An 18,424-nucleotide genomic window follows, 5' to 3' on the forward strand; every position below is an offset into this window, starting at 1 on the left:
CGGCTCGCCGCCAGCCCCGCGGCCCCCGACAGGGCGAGCACCGCGGCCAGCACGCCGGCGCTGGCCCAGCCCAGGAAGCCGGTGGTCCCGAGCAGGAAGGACTGCATGCTGCGCAGCAGCTCGGGCGCCAGGAAGATCACCAGCGAGGCCAGCGCACCGAACACCATGCCGACGATCACGCCCGCCAGCAGCAGGCGCAAGGTGTGCTGCACGCCGCGCGCCAGCGCCAGCGTGATCGCCACCGCCGCCAGCGCGCCGGCGAAGGCTGCGCCCGTGAGCCCCAGCGAGGTGATCCAGGCGGCCGCCGGCGCGGTGCCGAGCAGCACCAGCAACAGGGCGACGCCGAGGGCCGCGCCGGTGGCGCTTCCGAGCAGGTAGGGGTCCGCCAGCGGATTGCGGAACAGCCCCTGCGCCACCGCACCCGCCAGGCCCAGCAAGGCGCCCGCGAGCCACGCGCCCAGGGTGCGCGGCAACCGGATCTCCCACAGGATGGTCAGGCCGGCGCCGGTCTCGTCCAGCAGCGGCTCCCATCCCATGCTGCCCACGGCGACGCCCAGGGCCAGCAGGCCGGCACTGGCGGCCAGCAGCCAGGCCGCGAGGGTGCCGGCCGCGCGCGGCACCGCCGTCATCGGCCGGGGCTCCCGTCGGCCAGGCGCCCTTCCAGGCAGTCGGCCAGCAGGTGCGCAGCGGCGCCGAGACGCGGGCCGGCGCGCATCAGCACGTTCATCTGCTCGGGATCGAGCGCGCAGACGCGATTGCGGCGCAGCGCCTCGATGCGCTGCCAGCCGGGACGCGTGCGCAGGCCGGCGGCATCGCTGCGCTCCACGATGATCACCTGCGGGTCGGCCCGCACCACGAACTCGGGATTGATCTTGGGAAAGGGCCCGAGCGTGGCGGGCACGATGTTCTCCGCGCCCAGCCGCACCAGCAGCTCGCCGATGAAGGAGCTTTCGCTGGCCGCGAAGGGCGTGCTGCCGACCTCCACGTACACGCGCAGGCCGCGCAGCCGCGCCGGCAGCTTGCGCGCGGCCACCTGCACCTCGCGGTTGATGTCCTGCCACACGAGATCCGGGTCGCCGGCCTGCAGCACGGGCCCCAGCACCTGCAGCACGCGCCGCACGTCGCGCAGCGTGCGCGGCTCCAGCGCCAGCACGGGCAGGCGCAGGCCCTGCAGGCGCGGCAGCGCCCGCGACGACAGGGGCACCAGCACCAGGTCGGGCTGCAGCGCCACGATCGCCTCCACCCGCGCGTCCTCCAGCCCGCCCACGTGCGGCAGCGCGAGCACCGAAGGCGGCCAGCTGGAATAGTCGTCGACGCCGACCAGCCGGTCGCAGGCGCCGAGCGCGCAGACGGTTTCGGTCAGCGAGGGCATCAGCGAGACGATGCGCTGCGGCGGCCGCGCGATGTCGACCCGCATGCCGCGGTCGTCGATGATTTCCACGGCCTGCGCCGCCGCCGCCAGCAGGAACAGCAGCGCGGCCAGCAGGACGGCGACCAGCGGACGTTCACGCATGCCTCAGGCCCCACTCCATCACGATGCGATGCATTTGCTCGACGCCGTCGGTCAGCGCCGCCGGCCCGGGCTGCAGGATAGCGGCGGACTTGATTTCGAACAGCTGGCGATCCCTGACGGCGGCCAGCGCATCCCAGCCGGGCCGCGCCGCCACCTGCTCGGGCCGGAACTTCTTGCCGCACCAGGAGCCGATCACGATGTCGGGCTGGCGGCGCACGATCTCGGCCGGGTCGGCGACGATGCGGTCGCGGCCCAGCGGCTGCCGCGCGAGCTCGGGGAAGATGTCCTCCCCGCCCGCGATGGCGAGCAGCTCCGAGACCCAGCGGATCGCGCTGATGTGCGGATCGTCCCACTCCTCGAAGAACACGCGCGGGCGGCGCGGCAGGCTGCGCGCCGCGGCCTCGATCTCGAGCAGGCGGGCGCGCATGCGCTCCAGCTGCGCGAGCCCTTCGGCGGCACGCCCGACCGTCGCCGCCACCTGGTACATCATCGAGAAGATCTCGTCGACGCTGCGCTGGTTGAAGATGGTGACCTGCACGCCGCGCCGCACCAGCTCGGAAGCGATGTCGGCCTGCAGGTCGGAGAAGCCGAACACGCAGTCCGGCTGCAGCGCGAGGATCCGCTCGATCTTCGCCGAGAGGAAGGCGCTGACCCTGGGCTTTTCCTGCCGCGCGCGCGGCGGCCGCACGGTGTAGCCCGAGATCCCGACGATGCGCGCCTCCTCGCCGAGCAGGTACAGCCACTCGGTGGTCTCCTCGGTGAGGCAGACGATGCGGCGCGGGCCGCGCGGGATCTCGAGCCGGTTCACTTCTTCATTGCCTCACAACGGGGGTTGCCAGCGTACGCCGACGAACACGCCCCGGCCGGCCTGCCGGTAGCCGAAGGCGGTCTCGTAGTCGCGGTCGAACACGTTTTCCACGCGGCCGAACAGCTTCACCTGGGGCGACACGGTATACGAAGCCGTGAGGTCCAGCACGCCGTAGCCGGCCAGCCGCACCGGCACGCCGCGGAAACGGTCCGCCCGGTCGCCGCTGAAGCGCAGCTGGCCGCCCCATTGCCAGGGGCCGCGCTCGCGCGTCATGGCGACATGCCCGAACACCCGCGCGCGGCGCACCAGGCGCTCGTCGGTATCGAGGTCGCGCGGGTCCTGCGCGGTGAGTCCCGCGCGCACGCCGTAGTCCAGCACGCGGCCGGCATAGGCCAGCTCCAGCCCGCGGTTGCGCGCCCGCCCGATGTTGATCGTGTGGAAGGCGGCGTCGAGGCCGATCAGGTCTTGGAAGCGGTTCTGGAACAGCGTCGCGCGCAGCTCCTGGCCGTTGCGCGCGTACTGCAGGCCGAGCTCCGCCGAGCGCACGCTTTCCGGCCGCAGGTCGGGGTTGCCGATGCCGAAGGGGAAGAACAGGTCGTTGAAGCTCGGCGCGCGGAAGCCGGTGGAGGCGGACACGCTGGCGCGCCACGCTTCGGTGAACTGGTAACCGTAGGCGGCGAGCCAGGTGTTGGCGCTGCCGAAGTCGCTGTAGCGGTCGCGCCGCGCGTTCAGCTGCAGCTGGTGCGGGCCGTGGGCCAGGGTGTAGCCCACGCGCGCGCTGTCGACGTTGCGGTGGTCGCGGTCGTAGGCGGTGTCGCTGGCGATGCGCTGGCGGGTGTGCTCGAGGCCGGCGGTGACGTGGTGGCCGGGGGCGGCCTCCCAGTCGGCGGCCAGCTGCGCGCCGTCGGAGCGCGAGTTCACGAAGAAGGGAAAGGCCGCCTCGTTGGCGTCGAGCTTGTCCACGGCGCGCGTGAGCGCCGCCTCCACCTGCAGCGTGGGCGCGACGCGGAAGCGCCCTTCGAGCGTTCCCACCTGCTCGACGAAGCGCGAGGAATCGCGCTGGGCCGGCGGCCCGAACTCGTCGTCGAACTCGAGCCGGCCGCGCGCATCGCGCAGCTTCAGCCCGAGCGAGTGGGCGCCGAGGTCCTGCGTGAGGGCCACCGAAGCCGCGCGGCGCCGGTAGCCGTCGCGGTCGGGGTTGGTGCCCGGGCGCTCCTCCTGCTTGATGGCGTTGAAGCCGCGGTCCCGCAGCCCTTCGACGGTGGCGCGCAGGCCGGTGCCGGAAGCCAGCTTCACCGAGCCGGTGGCGCTCGCGTCCACCAGCCCGCGGGAGCCGGCCTGCACGCTCACCGCCGCGAACGGCGTGGCCGTGGGCTGGCGCGTGAAGACCTGGATCACGCCGCCGATCGCGGCGCTGCCGTAGAGGCTGGAGACGTTGCCGCGCACGACCTCGATGCGCTCGACGTCGGCCAGCGGGATGTGCTCCAGCGCCGGCAGGCCGAAGTTGAGGTTGTTGATCGGCACGCCGTCCACCAGCACCAGCGTGTGGCGCGGCTCGGCGCCGCGCAGGAAGGCGCCGGCGACGCTGCCCTGCCCGCCGGTCTGGCTGAACTCGGCGCCGGCGACGCGGCGCAGCAGCGTGGGCAGGTCGGGCGTCTGGGCCTGCTCGATCTCGCGCCGCGTGATCAGCGTCGTCGCGGGCAGTGCGTCCTGCACCGCCTGCTCGGTGCGGGCGGCGGAGACGACGACTTCGCGCAGCGTGGGTTGGGCGGACGCGCCGCAGGCGGCCAGGGTCAAGGCCAGCGGCAGGCCGGCACGGAAAACCAGTTTCTTCGGAACCATTTTCGGGAATCGATGTGCATGCCCGCGCCGGCTTCCCCGCCTGCGCACTGGGCGTCACGGCCCGCGCCTTGCGGCATGCGGGCCACCGCGTTGGCCGGTATCCGGGCTGGCGGAAGGACTCGCGTCGCCTTCCCAGGCCGCCGTGTCGAGCGGGTCCCAGTGGCTTTCGATGACGTGAGTGGCGGGCGTGCCGCGGCGCGGGCCCATCGGGCCGCTGCGCCGCCGGGCGCGTCCCGCCTCCGCTTACCGTTGCGGGGGCAGCGCAGGTTGGCCTTCCGCGCGTTGCGCGGCGGGCGCCCTGCTTCCCGTTGAACTGCGGCATGCGAACCACACCGCGAGCACCAACCCCGTGATTCTAGAGCGGCGGCGGACACAAAACCCTACAATCCGCGCCATGGCCAACGGCTCCCAGATCGACCAACTCGTCGAACGCGTCGAGCGCCTGCTCGTACGCTACGAGGAGCTCCAGCGCACCAACACGCTGCTGGCCGAACAGGTGGAGCTGCTCACGCAGGAGCGCGATTCGCTGAAGTCGCGCCTCTCCGCGGCCCGCGCACGCGTCGACGCACTGCTCGAACGCCTGCCCGATCTCAACACGCCCGCATGAAGCAGCTCGAAGTCCAGATCATGGGCCAGAGCTACCTGCTCGGGTGCCCCGAAGGCGGCGAGCAGCGCCTGCTCGAAGCGGTGGAGAAGGTCGACACCGCGATGTGCCGCATCCGCGACGCCGGCAAGGTGAAGGCGCGCGACCGCATCGCGGTGCTCGCGGCGCTGAACATCGCCTTCGACAGCAGCGGCAAGCCCGCGCAGCCGCCGCTGCAGGCCGCGAGTTTCGCCAACGGCGACAGCACCGCCACCAGCATGCGCAACCTCGCCGACGACGTGAAGCTCGCGCAACTGCTCGTGCGCCTGGACCAGGCGCTCGGCGACGACGGCCGCTTGATCTGAGATCCTGAACACCCAACTGCCGGACGCAGAGGACGCAAAGGGTACGCAAAGGACGCGAAAGAAAACCTTCTGAAGGTTTCTTTCTCCCTTTTGCGTCCTCTGCGTATCTTTCGCGTCCTCTGCGTCCGGCTGTTCCGGCAGCCTTCCCGACGACGCAAAGCAGTTGAGCTTCGCCGCTTCGTTGTCAAGCCCGAAATTCCTTGCGACTTCACGCAGGCATTGCACGCACGCGCGATTTGGGGCCTAGAATGGCTTCCGTCTGCAGTGCGTATCGGGCTTTATATTTCCTTGAACCAATGCTCATTGAGCACGGGCTTGGAAGATCGCCTGGGGGGCGTGAACGTCTCGCGTCAGATGATCCCAACCCCAACGCTGACCTCGCCCACCTGAACCCCGGTTCAGGATGCGGTCCGGTGGCACTACAGACACCTTTTTCCAGCCGGCCGCCTCGCGCGGCCGGTTCCATTTCGGCCGGTGCCTTGCGCGGCTGAGCCACAATGGCGGTGCGGCCCGCCGCATGCGCGCGGGCCGCGCGCGCGACGCAACGCGCGCGACAACAACAATGCTGCTGCAACCCGTCCTGATCCTCGAACTGCTGCTGGCCGGCGTCGGCGCCGGCCTGCTCTCCGGCCTGCTGGGCATCGGCGGCGCCATGGTGCTGGTGCCGGTGCTCACCTTCGTGCTGGCGCACTCGGGCGTGCCCGCGGAATACACGGTGAAGATGGCCGTGGCCACGTCGCTCGCCACCATCATGTTCACGTCGATGTCCTCGGTGCGCGCGCACCATCGCCGCGGCGCCGTGCGCTGGGAGATCGCGCGCGTGCTCGCGCCCGGCATCGTGGTGGGCTCGCTCGCCGGCGCGCAGGTGGCGGTGGCGCTGCCCGCGAAGGCGCTGGGCATCCTGTTCGCGGTCTTCATCGCCTTCTCCGCCACGCAGATGCTGCTCGATCGCAAGCCCAAGGCGAGCCGCACCCTGCCCGGCCCGGCGGCCACCTTCGGCGTCGGCATCGTGATCGGCCTGCTGTCGGCGCTGGTCGGCGCCGGCGGCGCCTTCGTCTCCGTGCCTTTCATGACCTGGTGCAACGTCAAGATCCACGAAGCCGTGGCAACCTCGGCCTCGCTGGGCTTCCCGATCGCGCTGGCGGGCACGATCGGCTACATGTGGGCCGGCCGCGACCTCGCGCACGCTCCGCCGGGCTCGATCGGCTACATCTTCGTGCCTGCGCTGGCGATCATCGCGCTGGCCAGCATGACCCTGGCGCCCCTCGGGGCCCGCATCGCCCACGGCATGGAGATCCGCCCGCTGAAGCGGATCTTCGCCGTGGTTCTCTACTGCATCTCGGCGTACTTCCTCCTGCGCTGACCTCGGAACACCATGGCCCGCATCGCCTTCATCGGACAACAGGAATTCGGCAAGGCCGTCCTCGAAGCCTTCATCGCCCGCGGCGACACCATCGCCGGCGTGTTCTGCGTTCCCGACAAGCCCGGCGCGAAGCCGGACGCGCTGAAGGCCGACGCGCTGGCGCTGGGGCTGCAGGTGTTCACCTTCGCCAGCCTGCGCAGCCCCGAGGCCGAGGCGGCCATGCGCTCGCTCGATGCCGACATCGGCATCATGGCCTACGTGCTGCAGTTCGCGCCGCAGTCCTTCGTCGACATCCCGAAGCACGGCACGATCCAGTTCCATCCCTCGCTGCTGCCGCTGCACCGCGGCCCGTCGTCCATCAGCTGGCCGATCGCGCTCGGCGCGAAGAAGACGGGCCTGACCATCTTCCGCCCCACCGACGGCCTCGACGAAGGCCCGGTGGTGCTGCAGAAGACCTGCGAGATCGGCCCCGACGAGACGCTGGGCGAGGTCTACTTCAACAAGCTGTTCCCGCTCGGCGTGGCGGCCCTGCTCGAGGCCACCGACCTCGTGCTGGCCGGCCGGCACGAGGAGCGGGTGCAGGACGAGACCGGGGCGACCTACGAAGGCTGGATGCACGACGAGGAGGCCGAGATCCACTGGCCCGGCCACGTCGACACGATCTACAACCTGATCCGCGCCTGCAACCCGGCGCCGGGCGCCTGGATGCTGCTCGATGGCGTGAAGGTGCGCGTGTACGACTGCCGCAAGCACGTGGTGGGGCGCTACGTGTCGCGCGGCCACAAGCCCGGCGACGTGGCCGGCGTGAGCGACGATTCGATCGTGATCTGGGCCCAGGGCGGCCTGATCGAGATCCTGAAGCTGCGCCCCGAGGGCGGCGGCAAGATGGGCGCCGGCGAGTTCGCGCGCCAGCGCGGCCTGCCTATCTCGGACGCGTGGCGGTCCTGGGTGCGGCCAGGCGCGACGACCTGATCCCGAGCGTCTGGTCGATCAGCGCGGCGCCGTCGGCCAGCAGGAAGTTCTTGAACGCCTGCGCCACCGGCGGCAGGCGCTTGGTGCGCCGGTGCACCACGTACCAGTTCAGCATCAGCGGAAAGCCCTGCACGTCCAGGATGCAGAGGCTGCCGGACTGCAGCTCGCGGCTGACGGTGTGGGCGGACAGGAAGCTCACGCCCATGCCCGCGATCACGGCCTGCTTGATGGTTTCGGTGCTGCGGATCTCCAGCGCCACGTTGAGCCCCGCGAGCTGGGCGCCGAAGCCGTCGACCATCGAGTTCCAGGTGTCGGAGCCCTTCTCGCGGACGACGAAAGGCTCGCGGATCACGCGCGCCACCGAGATGCGCTGCGTCTTCGCCAGCGGATGGCCCGGGGCCGCCACCACGACGTAGGGGTGCGGCGCGAAGGGCTCGGCCACCGTGTCCTCGTCTTCCGGCGGCCGCACCATCACCGCCAGGTCGGTCACGTTGTCGCGCATCTGCGCCAGCAGTTCCTCGCGGTTGCAGACGCCGAAGTTGAGCGTCACGCCCTCGTGCCGTTGCGCGAATGCGACCAGCAGGCGGGGAAAGAAATAGTCGCCCGCGCTGATCACGGAGACGTTCAGCCGCCCGCCGGAGACGCCCTTGTACTGGGCCATCGCCTCCTCGGCCTCCTGGAACTTCTGGATGATCTCGCGGCTGGACTGCAGCATCTGCGCCCCCGCCGGCGTGAGGTGGATCTTCTTGCCGAGCTGCTCGAACAGCGGCAGCCCGGCGTGCTCCTGGAGCTTGCGCACCTGCGTCGAGACGGCCGGCTGGGTGAGGTGCAGCTCCTCGGCGGCACGCGAGAAGCTGCGGTGGCGCGCCACCGCTTCGAAGACCTTCAGCTGGCGCAGGGTGGCGTTCTTCATGGCCTGCGGATCATAAGCGAGACATGATGGAATCCATCAAATACTTTCACTATCATTGATCGTATCCGGCGCCTAGAGTGCACTCCATCGCCCCACGAAAGGAGATCGCGATGCGCCAGCAGACCTTGCCCACCCGGGCCGCGCCCAGCGCGCCCATCTACACCGCCGACGAGGAACTGGACCTCTCCTGCGCCTGGGAGCCGGCGCGCCACGGCGAAGGCCGCGAGGCGCTGCGCGCCTACGTCCAGAAGGAGCTGCCGCACCTGCTGCGCTCCTACGATCCGGAATTCCTGCTCGACGCCGTCGAACGCAGCCGCGCCCGCGGCCAGGGTGGCCGCTGAAAGTTTCCTTGCCTGGTCTTCTTCGTCCCTCTTCGCGGCGCCCGGTGCGCCGCGTTTTCATTGGGAGCGACAAGTTTTCACGCGCATGCGCAACCCCCCGGACTTTCCCTAGACGCGGGATCTCCTTTTTGAAAAATTGACCGCAGTCAAGAGAATTCAGGGGTGCATCGCCGGACTATCGCCCGCGGTCCCGCGAATCGTCAGTGCACAGTCAGCCGGCGCGGGCGGGGCAACAACACACAGGAGACAACGCGTGAAGTCAAGCAAGTTCATGATCCGCATGACGGTCGGTGTCGCTGCCGCGGCTTCCGCCGCGCTGTTCGCGGCTCCCGCCCTCGCGGCGTGGGAACCGGCGAAGCCGGTCGAATTCATCGTGCCGGCCGGCACCGGCGGCGGTGCCGACCAGATGGCCCGCCTGATCCAGGGCGTCGTCGTCAAGCACAACCTGATGAAGCAGCCGCTGGTGGTGGTCAACAAGTCGGGCGGCGCCGGCGCCGAGGGCTTCCTCGACGTGAAGAACTCCAAGGGCGATCCGCACAAGATCGTCGTGACGCTGTCGAACCTGTTCACCACGCCGCTGGCCACCGGCGTGCCGTTCAACTGGCGCGACATGACGCCGGTGTCGATGATGGCGCTGGACAACTTCGTGCTGTGGGTCAACGCGGAGACGCCCTACCAGAACGCGAAGGACTACCTGGCCGCCGCCAAGGCCGCCGGCCCGGGCAAGATCAAGATGGGCGGCACCGGCTCCAAGCAGGAGGACCAGATCCTCACCGTGGGCCTCGAGAAGGCCACCGGCGCCAAGTTCGTCTACATCCCCTTCAAGGGCGGCGGTGAGGTCGCCGTGCAGCTGGTGGGCAAGCACGTGGACTCCACGGTGAACAACCCGATCGAGGCCGTGGCCCAGTGGCGCGCCGGCAAGCTGCGCCCGCTGTGCGTGTTCGACGGCGAGCGCATGCCCTACAAGGCCAAGATCACCGACACCATGGCCTGGGGCGACATCCCCACCTGCAAGGAAGCGGGCGTGCCCACCGAGTACACGATGCTGCGCGGCATCTTCATGCCGCCCGGCGTCACCGCGGACCAGAAGCAGTTCTACGTCGACCTGCTGAAGAAGGTGCGCGAGACGCCCGAGTGGAAGGACTACATGGAGAAGGGTGCGTTCAACCAGAGCTACATGGATGGCGACGCCTTCACCCAGTGGCTCGGCAAGGCGGAGCAGACCCACCGCGAGCTGATGAAGGAAGCCGGCTTCCTCGCGAAGTAAGGCAGTGCACGACGCCCCCGCATGCCGGGGGCGTCGCGCTTTCGCAGTTCCCGTTTCGTAGAACGATTCACGCATTGGCCGGATGTCACGGCAGGAGACAAGCGCAATGGAGATCACACAACAGCCCGAAGCAGAGGAGCGTACGGGCGTCCCCACGTTCGCGGTAGAGGCCGGAGTGGCCGCCCTGGTGCTTCTGATGGGCGTCGTCATCGCGGTGGCCAGCTGGAAGCTCGGCGCCGGCTGGATGAGCGACGGCCCCGGCGCGGGCTACTTCCCGTTCTACATCGGCATGATCCTGTGCGTCTCCGGTGCCGGCACGCTGTACCAGGCGCTGTTCGGCAAGAAGCGCAACACCGAGATCTTCGTCGACGGCGAACAGATCCGCCGCGTGCTGGTGGTGCTGATCCCGGCCGGGGTCTTCGTCGGCGCGATCCAGCTGCTCGGGATGTACGTGGCCTCGGCGATCTACATCGCCGGCTTCATGATCTTCCTCGGCAAGTTCTCGCGGGTGAAGAGCGTGCTGCTGGCGCTGACGATGTCCGCCATCTTCTTCGCGATGTTCGAAGTCTGGTTCAAGGTCCCGCTGCACAAGGGCCTGCTGGACCCGCTCGCCTTCCTCGGCTACTGATCTCCACGAACCAGGCTACGGACTTCCCGTCATGACCGAACTCAGTGCTCTGTTCCATGGTTTCAGCGTCATCCTGACGCCGATGAACATGCTGCTCATGCTGGTGGGCATCACGCTCGGCGTGCTCATCGGCGTGCTTCCGGGGCTCGGGGGCGCCAACGGCGTCGCCATCCTGCTGCCGCTCACCTTCACGATGTCGCCCACCTCGGCGATCATCATGCTGTCCTGCATCTACTGGGGCGCGCTCTTCGGCGGCGCCATCACCTCGGTGCTGTTCAACATCCCGGGCGAGCCCTGGTCGGTGGCCACCACCTTCGACGGCTACCCGATGGCGCAGAAGGGACAGGCGGGCCAGGCCCTCACGGCGGCCTTCACCTCCTCCTTCGTCGGCGCCTTCGTCGCGGTGCTGATGATCACCTTCATGGCCCCGCTGGTCGCGAAGTTCGCCCTCAAGTTCGGCCCGCCCGAGTTCTTCTCGGTCTACCTGCTCACGTTCTGCAGCTTCGTGGGCATGGGCAAGGGCTCGCCGTTCAAGATCCTGGCCTCGATGGCGATCGGCTTCGGCCTCGCCGCCGTCGGCATGGACACGGTGACGGGCCAGCTGCGCCTGACCTTCGGCTTCGAGGAGCTGATGCGCGGCTTCGACTTCCTGATCGCGGTGATCGGCCTGTTCGGCATCGGCGAGATCCTGCTGTCGATGGAGGAAGGCCTGGCCTTCTCCGGCAAGTCGGCCAAGATCAATCCCAAGGTGGTGCTGCAGACCTGGGCCGAGCTGCCCCGCTACTGGATGACGTCGGTGCGCAGCTCACTGGTGGGCATGTGGATGGGCGTCACCCCCGGCGGCGCCACGCCGGCCTCCTTCATGAGCTACGGGCTGGCGAAGAAGATGTCCAAGCAGGGCGCCGCCTTCGGCACCGGCAGCATCGAAGGCGTCGTGGCGCCCGAGACGGCCGCCCACGCCGCCGGCACGAGCGCCCTGCTGCCGATGCTGGCGCTGGGCATCCCCGGCTCGCCGACGGCCGCCGTGCTGCTGGGCGGCCTGCTGATCTGGGGCCTGCAGCCCGGTCCGCTGCTGTTCGTCGAACAGAAGGATTTCGTCTGGGGCCTGATCGCCTCGATGTACCTGGGCAACCTGGCCGGCCTGATCGTGGTGCTGACCACCGTGCCGCTGTTCGCCTCCATCCTGCGCATCCCGTTCTCGATCATCGCCCCGGTGATCGTGGTGATCTGCGCGATCGGCGCCTTCACCGTGCACAACGCGATGATGGACGTGTGGCTGATGGTGCTGTTCGGCGTCGTGGGCTACGTCTTCAAGAAGCTCGACTACCCGCTGGCGCCGCTGGTGCTGGCCCTGGTGCTGGGCGACAAGGCGGAGGATTCGTTCCGCCAGGCCATGCTGCTGTCGCAGGGCGACCTGTCGATCATGGTGTCCAACCCGCTGGTGGGCACCATCACCGGCCTGGCGCTGGTCCTGCTGTTCTGGCCGCTGATCGCGAAGGCCATCCACAAGCTGCGCCCGCCCAAGGGCAGCAACTTCGCGGCCGAACAGCCGGTCGACTGAGCGCCGCCAGCCAGAGGAGGGATCATTCATGCCCGTGATTGCATTGACCCAGGAAATGGGCTCGCTGGCCAAGGACGTCGCCGAGCGCGTGGCACAGCTCGCCGGCCTGGCCGTGATGCGCAACGAGGTGATGGAGAACGTGGCCGGGCGCATGAACGTGCCGCCCAGCCTCGTGCGCCGCGTGCGCGAAGGCAAGGCCGGCCTCGTGGAGCGCCTCACCACCGACAAGCAGCAGTTCGCCCTCTACACCGAGGAGGAGATCCTGCACCAGGCCGCGCGCGGCAACGTGGTGCTGCGCGGCTGGGGCGCCACCTGCGTGCTGCGCGGCGTGCCGCACGTGGTGCGGGTGCGCGTCACGCGCTCCTTCGATGCCCGCGTGCAGTGGGTGATGGACGACCTGGGAACGGACGACCGCGCCCAGGCCGAAGCCGAGGTGCGCCGCAGCGACAACGCGCATGCCGCGCGCATGCACGCGACCTACGGCGTCACCTGGGGCGATCCGCTGCTGTACGACCTGGTGCTCAACACCGACCGCATCTCGGTGGAGAGCGCCGCGCAGACCATCCTGCAGCTGGCCGCGCTGCCCGAATTCGAGGAGACGCCGCAGTCGCGTGAAGTGCTCGAGGGCCTGGCGCTCTCGGCGAAGGTGCGCGCCGCGCTGAAGGCCAACGATTCGACGCGGCACACCGACGTGCAGATCGATGCGCGCGAAGGCCGCGTGGTCCTGAGCGGCATCGTGGTCAACGAGCAGGAGCGCACCGAGGCCGAGCGCATCGCGAGCACGGTGGTCGGCACCGACAAGGTCGACAACCGGCTGCACCTGATGGCGATCACCCGCAAGTTCACGTACGCGAAGACGTGATTGCTCCGTCACCCCCGCGCATGCGGGGGCCCGGAAAAAGCGGCCCACGGGCCGCTTTTTCATTGCCTTCGCAATGCACTGGATCCCCGCCTGCGCGGGGATGGCAGGTTATGGTTTCCCCAATCTCTTGTTGATGCATGGCCAACCCTCATTCCAGAGGGGAAATTGAGCCTCGTCAAACAACTTTCCGTTCCAGACATTTCGAAACTGCGGGCTTTCCCGAGTTCATGACCGCGGTCAATTTTCGACCGCAAGGCGCCCTTCCAGAATGCCTCGCCCACCCGGAAAACGGCGCGGCGCAAAACCACTCTTTCATCGGCGGCAGGATCTCTGGAGGCATAGCAATGGAAAAGACAGTCGACGCGGTCGTCCCCGCGTCCGGCACGGCTGCGGGCAGCGCGCATGCGCTCGCCGGCCACGGCGCGGCATTCCGCTGGGCCCAACTCGTCATGGGCATCATCTGCATGGCGATGATCGCCAACCTGCAGTACGGCTGGACGCTGTTCGTCAATCCGATCGCGGACAAGTACCACTGGACGCGTGCGGCCATCCAGGTCGCCTTCACCATCTTCGTGCTCACCGAGACCTGGCTGGTGCCGATCGAAGGCTGGCTGGTCGACAAGTACGGCCCGCGCGTCGTCGTCATGGGCGGCGGCATCCTGGCCGGCATCGGCTGGGTGGTCAATGCCTACGCCGACACGCTGACCCTGCTCTACATCGGCGCGGCCATCGGCGGCATCGGCGCCGGCGCCGTGTACGGCACCTGCGTGGGCAACGCGCTCAAGTGGTTCCCCGACCGCCGGGGCCTGGCCGCCGGCCTCACGGCGGCCGGCTTCGGCGCCGGCTCCGCGCTGACGGTGATCCCGATCTCGGCGTACATCCAGACCCACGGCTACCAGGCGGCCTTCCTCTACTTCGGCATCGGCCAGGGCGCGATCATCTTCGTGCTCTCCTGGTTCCTGGCCCGCGCGCCCGAGCACCGCAAGATCGGCGGCGCGGCGAAGGTGCAGCAGACGCGCAGGGAATACAACCCCGGCGAGATGGTGCGCAAGCCCGTGTTCTGGGTGATGTACCTGATGTTCGTGATGGTGGCCGCGGGCGGCCTGATGGCCACGGCGCAGCTCGCGCCGATCGCCCGCGACTTCAAGATCGACGGCGTGCCGGTGAACATCATGGGCATCGTGCTGCCGGCGCTGACCTTCGCGCTGGCGATCGACCGCGTGCTCAACGGCCTGACGCGGCCCTTCTTCGGCTGGGTGTCGGACCAGATCGGCCGCGAGACCACCATGTTCATCGCCTTCGGGCTGGAAGCGGTGGGCATCCTGGCGCTGTACAAGTTCGGCAGCAACCCGGTGCTGTTCGTGATCCTCACCGGCCTGGTGTTCTTCGCCTGGGGCGAGATCTACAGCCTGTTCCCCTCCACCTGCGCCGACACTTTCGGCTCGAAGTACGCGGCGGCGAATGCCGGCCTGCTCTACACCGCCAAGGGCACGGCTTCGCTGCTGGTGCCGCTGTCTTCGGTGCTGACGGCCGCCACCGGCAGCTGGCACGCCGTGTTCATCTGCGCGAGCGTGATGAACGCCGCCGCCGCGGCCCTGGCCTGGTTCGCCCTGCGGCCGATGCGGCGCCGGATGATCGAGCAGTCCTGAAGCGGCGCTGCGGCGCCAAACGGAACGGGCGCCTCGGCGCCCGTTTCCTTTTCGCGCACATTCGCGGGTTGCGCCGGCTATTCGTAGGCTGGAGCTGAGCGCCTTCCCGAGGCGGCAGCCTCGACAAGGCCGAAGCCCAGCGCTTCGCGGCGCTCGCACATCGCTGGGCTTTCGCTTCGCTCCAGCGCCAGCCTACGAAATGCGCACCGCGGCTGAATCTAGATCTTCCCCCGCGACTTCAACCGGCTCAAGGTCTCCGCCGAAAGATTCAGGTAGGACGCCAGTTCCTTCTTCGGCAGCCGCTCCTCCAGCTCCGGATGCTTGCGCAGGAAGCGCTTCACGCGCCCGGGCGCGTCGTGCAGGTGCAGCGTGATGGTGTGCGCCATGATCTCGCTCATGTGGTGCATCACCTCGTACTCGAAAGTCTGCTTCAGGCCCGGGTGGCGCTCGATGAATGCCACCCACTCGCGCAGCGGCAGCTTGGCCACCCGCGCCTTGGTGACGCACACGATGCTGTAGGGCGCCGGCGTGCCCAGCCGCCAGGCCGCGTAGCTGGTTTCCATCTCGCCTTCGCTGGCGAAGCGCAGGATCATCTCCTTGGCCTCGCGGTTGCTTACCACGCGCTTCAGGATGCCTTCGAGGATGAAGTACTGCTCCATCTCGTGCACGCCCTGGTTCAGCAGCGCCTCGCCCTTCTGGCAATCCACCACCACGAGCAGGGGTTCGAGCTCCGCCATCTGCGCCGCCGTCATGCCCTTGAGCACGACGTTGTGCGCCAGCTGGACGCGGATCACGTTTCGTTCGGGATGCTGTTCGACGGAAGACATGCGTGGGACCGAGGGAATCCCCTCAATGCATTTTTTCGAAAATTGACCGCAGTCAAGAGGCTTTGCAGAGGGCGACTTCTACCATTCTCGCACTCCCGAAACCCGGACCTTCACTGGACGCACTGACCATGACCACCGAAACGCAGGATCGCGAAACGACCGACGGCTTCCACCTTGTGATCGAGGCGCTGAAGCTCAACGACATCGACACGATCTTCGCCCTTCCCGGCATTCCGATCACGGATTTCCTGCGCATGGCGCAGGCCGACGGCATGAAGGTCCTGTCCTTCCGCCACGAGCAGCACGCCGGCAACGCCGCCGCGGCCGCCGGCTTCATCACCCAGAAGCCCGGCATCTGCTTCACGGTGTCGGCGCCCGGGTTCCTGAACGGCCTCACCGCGCTGGCCAACGCCACCACCAACTGCTTCCCGATGATCCTGATCTCGGGCTCCTCCGAGCGCGAGGTCGTCGACCTGCAGCAGGGCGACTACGAGGAGATGGACCAGCTGGCCATCGCCAAGCCCCTGTGCAAGGCCGCCTTCCGGGTGCTGCATGCGGAGGACATCGGCGTGGGCATCGCGCGCGCCATCCGCGCCGCCCTCTCCGGCCGGCCCGGCGGCGTCTACCTGGACCTGCCGGCCAAGGTCTTCGCCCAGAGCGTCGACAAGGCGGTCGCCCAGCGCTCGCTGATCAAGGTGGTCGACCCGGCCCCGAAGCAGATCCCCGCGCCGGAGGCGATCCAGCGCGCCGTGGAACTGCTCAAGGGCGCGAAGAAGCCGCTGGTCATCCTGGGCAAGGGCGCCGCCTACGCGCAGGCCGACGCCGAGATCAAGAGCTTCATCGAGAAGACCGGCATCCCCTACCTGCCGATGTCCATGGCCAAGGGCCTGCTGCCGGACAACCACCCGCAGGCCGCTTCCGCCGCGCGCTCCTACGTGCTGGCCGAGGCCGACGTGGTGATGCTGGTCGGCGCGCGCCTGAACTGGCTGCTGTCGCACGGCAAGGGCAAGACCTGGGGCGCCAGCGAGTCCAAGCACTGGGGCAAGCAGCAGTTCATCCAGATCGACATCTCCCCCACCGAGGCCGACAGCAACGTTGCCATCGCCGCGCCGGTGGTGGGTGACATCGGCTCCTGCGTCTCCGCGCTGAACCAGGCTATCGGCGCCGGCTTCGGCAAGCCGCCGGCCGACTGGCTGGGCGCGATCGCCGAGCGCAAGGACAAGAACCTGACCAAGATGGCCGAGACGCTGGCGAAGAACCCGCCGGTGATGAACTTCCACAGCGCGCTCAACGTCATCAAGAACACGGTCAAGGCCAATCCCAAGGCCTACCTGGTCAACGAAGGCGCCAACGCGCTGGACTTCACCCGCTCCATCGTCGACATGTACGAGCCGCGCAAGCGCCTCGACGTGGGCACCTGGGGCATCATGGGCATCGGCATGGGCTTCGCCGTCGCCGCCGCCGCCGTCACCGGCGAGCAGGTGATCGCGGTGGAGGGCGACAGCGCCTTCGGCTTCAGCGGCATGGAAGTGGAAACGATCTGCCGCTACAACCTGCCGGTGTGCGTGGTCGTGATGAACAACAACGGCATCTACAAGGGCACCGACGTCAACCCGCGCGGCGACGCGATGGCCGTGACGCAGTTCGTCAAGGGCGCGCGCTACGAGCAGATGATGGAAGCCTTCGGCGGCGTCGGCGTGGTGGCGAAGACCCCCGAGGAACTCGACCGCGCGCTGAAGGAGGCGATCGCCTCCCGCAAGCCGACCCTGATCAACGCGCTGATCGACGAGTCCGCCGGCACCGAATCGGGCCGCATCACGTCGCTCAACCCCGCCGCGGCCAAGAAGAAGAGCGCCTGAGGACCACGAGGGGCCAGCCCCTGGCCCCCCTCACCGATTTCAAAACTCATAGGGAATCCAGACATGGGTAAAGCACTCGACGGCATCAAGATCCTCGATTTCACGCACGTGCAATCCGGCCCCACCTGCACCCAGCTGCTGGCCTGGTTCGGCGCCGACGTGATCAAGGTGGAGAAGGCGGGCGAAGGCGACGCCACCCGCGGCCAGCTGCGCGACATCGACGGCGTGGACAGCCTCTACTTCACGATGCTGAACCACAACAAGCGCTCCATCACCCTGGACACCAAGAATCCCAAGGGCAAGGAAGTGCTGATCGAGCTGATCAAGCAGTGCGACGTGCTGGTGGAGAACTTCGCTCCCGGCGCGCTGGACCGCATGGGCTTCTCCTGGGAGCGCATCCAGCAGATCAACCCGCGCATGATCATGGCCTCGATCAAGGGCTTCGGCCCCGGCCCGTACGTGGACTGCAAGGTGTACGAGAACGTCGCACAGTGCACCGGCGGCGCCGCCTCCACCACCGGCTTCAGCGACGGCCCGCCGCTGGTCACGGGCGCGCAGATCGGCGATTCCGGCACCGGCCTGCACCTGTGCCTGGGCATCGTCACCGCCCTCTTCCACCGCGAGAAGAGCGGCCGCGGCCAGCGCGTGACGGCCGCCATGCAGGATGCCGTGCTGAACCTGTGCCGCGTGAAGCTGCGCGACCAGCAGCGCCTCGACCGCAAGGGCGTGCTGGAGGAGTACCCGCAGTTCCCCGACGAGGAATTCGGCGACGCCGTGCCGCGCGCCGGCAACGCCTCGGGCGGCGGCCAGCCGGGCTGGATCCTGAAGTGCAAGGGCTGGCAGCACTATCCCAACGCCTACATCTACTTCATCACGCAGGCCCCCGTGTGGGCGTCCATCTGCAAGGTGATCGGCGAGGAGAGCTGGATCACCGATCCCAACTACGCCACGCCGAAGGCGCGCCTGCCGCACCTGAAGTCGATCTTCGCCCGCATCGAGGAGTGGACCAAGACCAAGACCAAGTTCGAGGCGATGGAGATCCTGAACCAGTACGACATCCCCTGCGGCCCG

General features: G+C 68.6%; 18 protein-coding genes. 12 read left to right on the forward strand and 6 right to left on the reverse strand.

Features of this window, described 5'->3' with window-relative positions; genetic code table 11:
- The 4 genes from VFM98_RS25465 to VFM98_RS25480 all read right to left on the reverse strand — a co-directional run.
- A partial coding sequence (locus VFM98_RS25465) for an iron chelate uptake ABC transporter family permease subunit (RefSeq protein WP_325112682.1) occupies window positions 1-629 on the reverse strand: 629 nt, incomplete at its 3' end.
- Window positions 626-1,513 (reverse strand): helical backbone metal receptor, encoded by an 888-nt coding sequence (locus VFM98_RS25470; protein ID WP_325112683.1) that lies wholly within the window; start codon window positions 1,511-1,513, stop codon window positions 626-628. The genes VFM98_RS25465 and VFM98_RS25470, both read right to left, overlap by 4 nt.
- Complete coding sequence (locus VFM98_RS25475) at window positions 1,506-2,321, reverse strand: cobalamin-binding protein (RefSeq protein ID WP_325112684.1); 816 nt, start codon at window positions 2,319-2,321, stop codon at window positions 1,506-1,508. The genes VFM98_RS25470 and VFM98_RS25475 overlap by 8 nt, the downstream gene beginning before the upstream one ends.
- A 12-nt stretch (window positions 2,322-2,333) precedes the next feature.
- Complete coding sequence (locus tag VFM98_RS25480; RefSeq protein WP_325112685.1) at window positions 2,334-4,163, reverse strand: TonB-dependent receptor domain-containing protein; 1,830 nt, start codon at window positions 4,161-4,163, stop codon at window positions 2,334-2,336.
- Between the two features lie 394 nt (window positions 4,164-4,557).
- Between VFM98_RS25480 and zapB the strand changes: the two genes are divergently transcribed.
- The 4 genes from zapB (at window position 4,558) to VFM98_RS25500 (ending at window position 7,446) form a co-directional block, all read left to right on the forward strand.
- Window positions 4,558-4,770 (forward strand): cell division protein ZapB, encoded by a 213-nt coding sequence (gene zapB / locus VFM98_RS25485; RefSeq protein ID WP_325112686.1) that lies wholly within the window; start codon window positions 4,558-4,560, stop codon window positions 4,768-4,770.
- Complete coding sequence (locus tag VFM98_RS25490; protein WP_325112687.1) at window positions 4,767-5,111, forward strand: cell division protein ZapA; 345 nt, start codon at window positions 4,767-4,769, stop codon at window positions 5,109-5,111. The genes zapB and VFM98_RS25490 overlap by 4 nt, the downstream gene beginning before the upstream one ends.
- A gap of 562 nt (window positions 5,112-5,673) precedes the next feature.
- On the forward strand, window positions 5,674-6,474 hold the full coding sequence (locus tag VFM98_RS25495; protein WP_325112688.1) for a sulfite exporter TauE/SafE family protein: 801 nt from the start codon (window positions 5,674-5,676) through the stop codon (window positions 6,472-6,474).
- A gap of 12 nt (window positions 6,475-6,486) precedes the next feature.
- A complete protein-coding gene (locus tag VFM98_RS25500; RefSeq protein WP_325112689.1) occupies window positions 6,487-7,446 on the forward strand; it encodes a methionyl-tRNA formyltransferase in 960 nt (319 codons plus the stop codon).
- On the opposite strand, the gene VFM98_RS25505 is transcribed toward VFM98_RS25500, so the two are convergent.
- Window positions 7,397-8,359 (reverse strand): LysR family transcriptional regulator, encoded by a 963-nt coding sequence (locus VFM98_RS25505; RefSeq protein ID WP_325112690.1) that lies wholly within the window; start codon window positions 8,357-8,359, stop codon window positions 7,397-7,399. The two genes, VFM98_RS25500 and VFM98_RS25505, sit on opposite strands and share 50 nt — an antisense overlap.
- Before the next feature lie 110 nt (window positions 8,360-8,469).
- Between VFM98_RS25505 and VFM98_RS25510 the strand changes: the two genes are divergently transcribed.
- From VFM98_RS25510 to oxlT, 6 genes are all read left to right on the forward strand, one after another.
- Window positions 8,470-8,700: a hypothetical protein gene (locus VFM98_RS25510; protein WP_325112691.1), complete on the forward strand. Its 231-nt coding sequence runs from the start codon at window positions 8,470-8,472 to the stop codon at window positions 8,698-8,700.
- Between the two features lie 280 nt (window positions 8,701-8,980).
- Window positions 8,981-9,967 carry a tripartite tricarboxylate transporter substrate binding protein gene (locus tag VFM98_RS25515; protein WP_325112698.1) on the forward strand — a complete coding sequence of 329 codons (987 nt, stop codon included), beginning with the start codon at window positions 8,981-8,983 and terminating at the stop codon, window positions 9,965-9,967.
- Window positions 9,968-10,073: 106 nt separating this feature from the next.
- Window positions 10,074-10,595 (forward strand): tripartite tricarboxylate transporter TctB family protein, encoded by a 522-nt coding sequence (locus VFM98_RS25520; protein WP_325112692.1) that lies wholly within the window; start codon window positions 10,074-10,076, stop codon window positions 10,593-10,595.
- 31 nt (window positions 10,596-10,626) lie between these two features.
- Window positions 10,627-12,156 (forward strand): tripartite tricarboxylate transporter permease, encoded by a 1,530-nt coding sequence (locus VFM98_RS25525; protein ID WP_325112693.1) that lies wholly within the window; start codon window positions 10,627-10,629, stop codon window positions 12,154-12,156.
- A gap of 28 nt (window positions 12,157-12,184) precedes the next feature.
- On the forward strand, window positions 12,185-13,018 hold the full coding sequence (locus tag VFM98_RS25530) for a cytidylate kinase family protein (RefSeq protein WP_325112694.1): 834 nt from the start codon (window positions 12,185-12,187) through the stop codon (window positions 13,016-13,018).
- Between the two features lie 449 nt (window positions 13,019-13,467).
- Window positions 13,468-14,667, forward strand: a complete 1,200-nt coding sequence (gene oxlT / locus VFM98_RS25535; protein WP_325112699.1) for an oxalate/formate MFS antiporter — start codon at window positions 13,468-13,470, stop codon at window positions 14,665-14,667.
- Between the two features lie 218 nt (window positions 14,668-14,885).
- On the opposite strand, the gene VFM98_RS25540 is transcribed toward oxlT, so the two are convergent.
- Entirely contained in the window at window positions 14,886-15,494 is a 609-nt protein-coding gene (locus tag VFM98_RS25540; protein WP_325112695.1) for a Crp/Fnr family transcriptional regulator, read from the reverse strand.
- Window positions 15,495-15,622: 128 nt separating this feature from the next.
- On the opposite strand from VFM98_RS25540, the gene oxc reads away from it, so the two are divergent.
- Both oxc and frc read left to right on the forward strand, forming a co-directional pair.
- Complete coding sequence (gene oxc, locus VFM98_RS25545; RefSeq protein WP_325112696.1) at window positions 15,623-17,353, forward strand: oxalyl-CoA decarboxylase; 1,731 nt, start codon at window positions 15,623-15,625, stop codon at window positions 17,351-17,353.
- Between the two features lie 63 nt (window positions 17,354-17,416).
- On the forward strand, window positions 17,417-18,424 hold a 1,008-nt coding region (gene frc, locus VFM98_RS25550; protein WP_325112697.1), incomplete at its 3' end, for a formyl-CoA transferase.

Origin of the sequence: Ramlibacter sp. (assembly GCF_035706265.1) — a bacterium.
In the GTDB taxonomy this organism is placed as follows: Bacteria; Pseudomonadota; Gammaproteobacteria; order Burkholderiales; family Burkholderiaceae_C; genus Ramlibacter.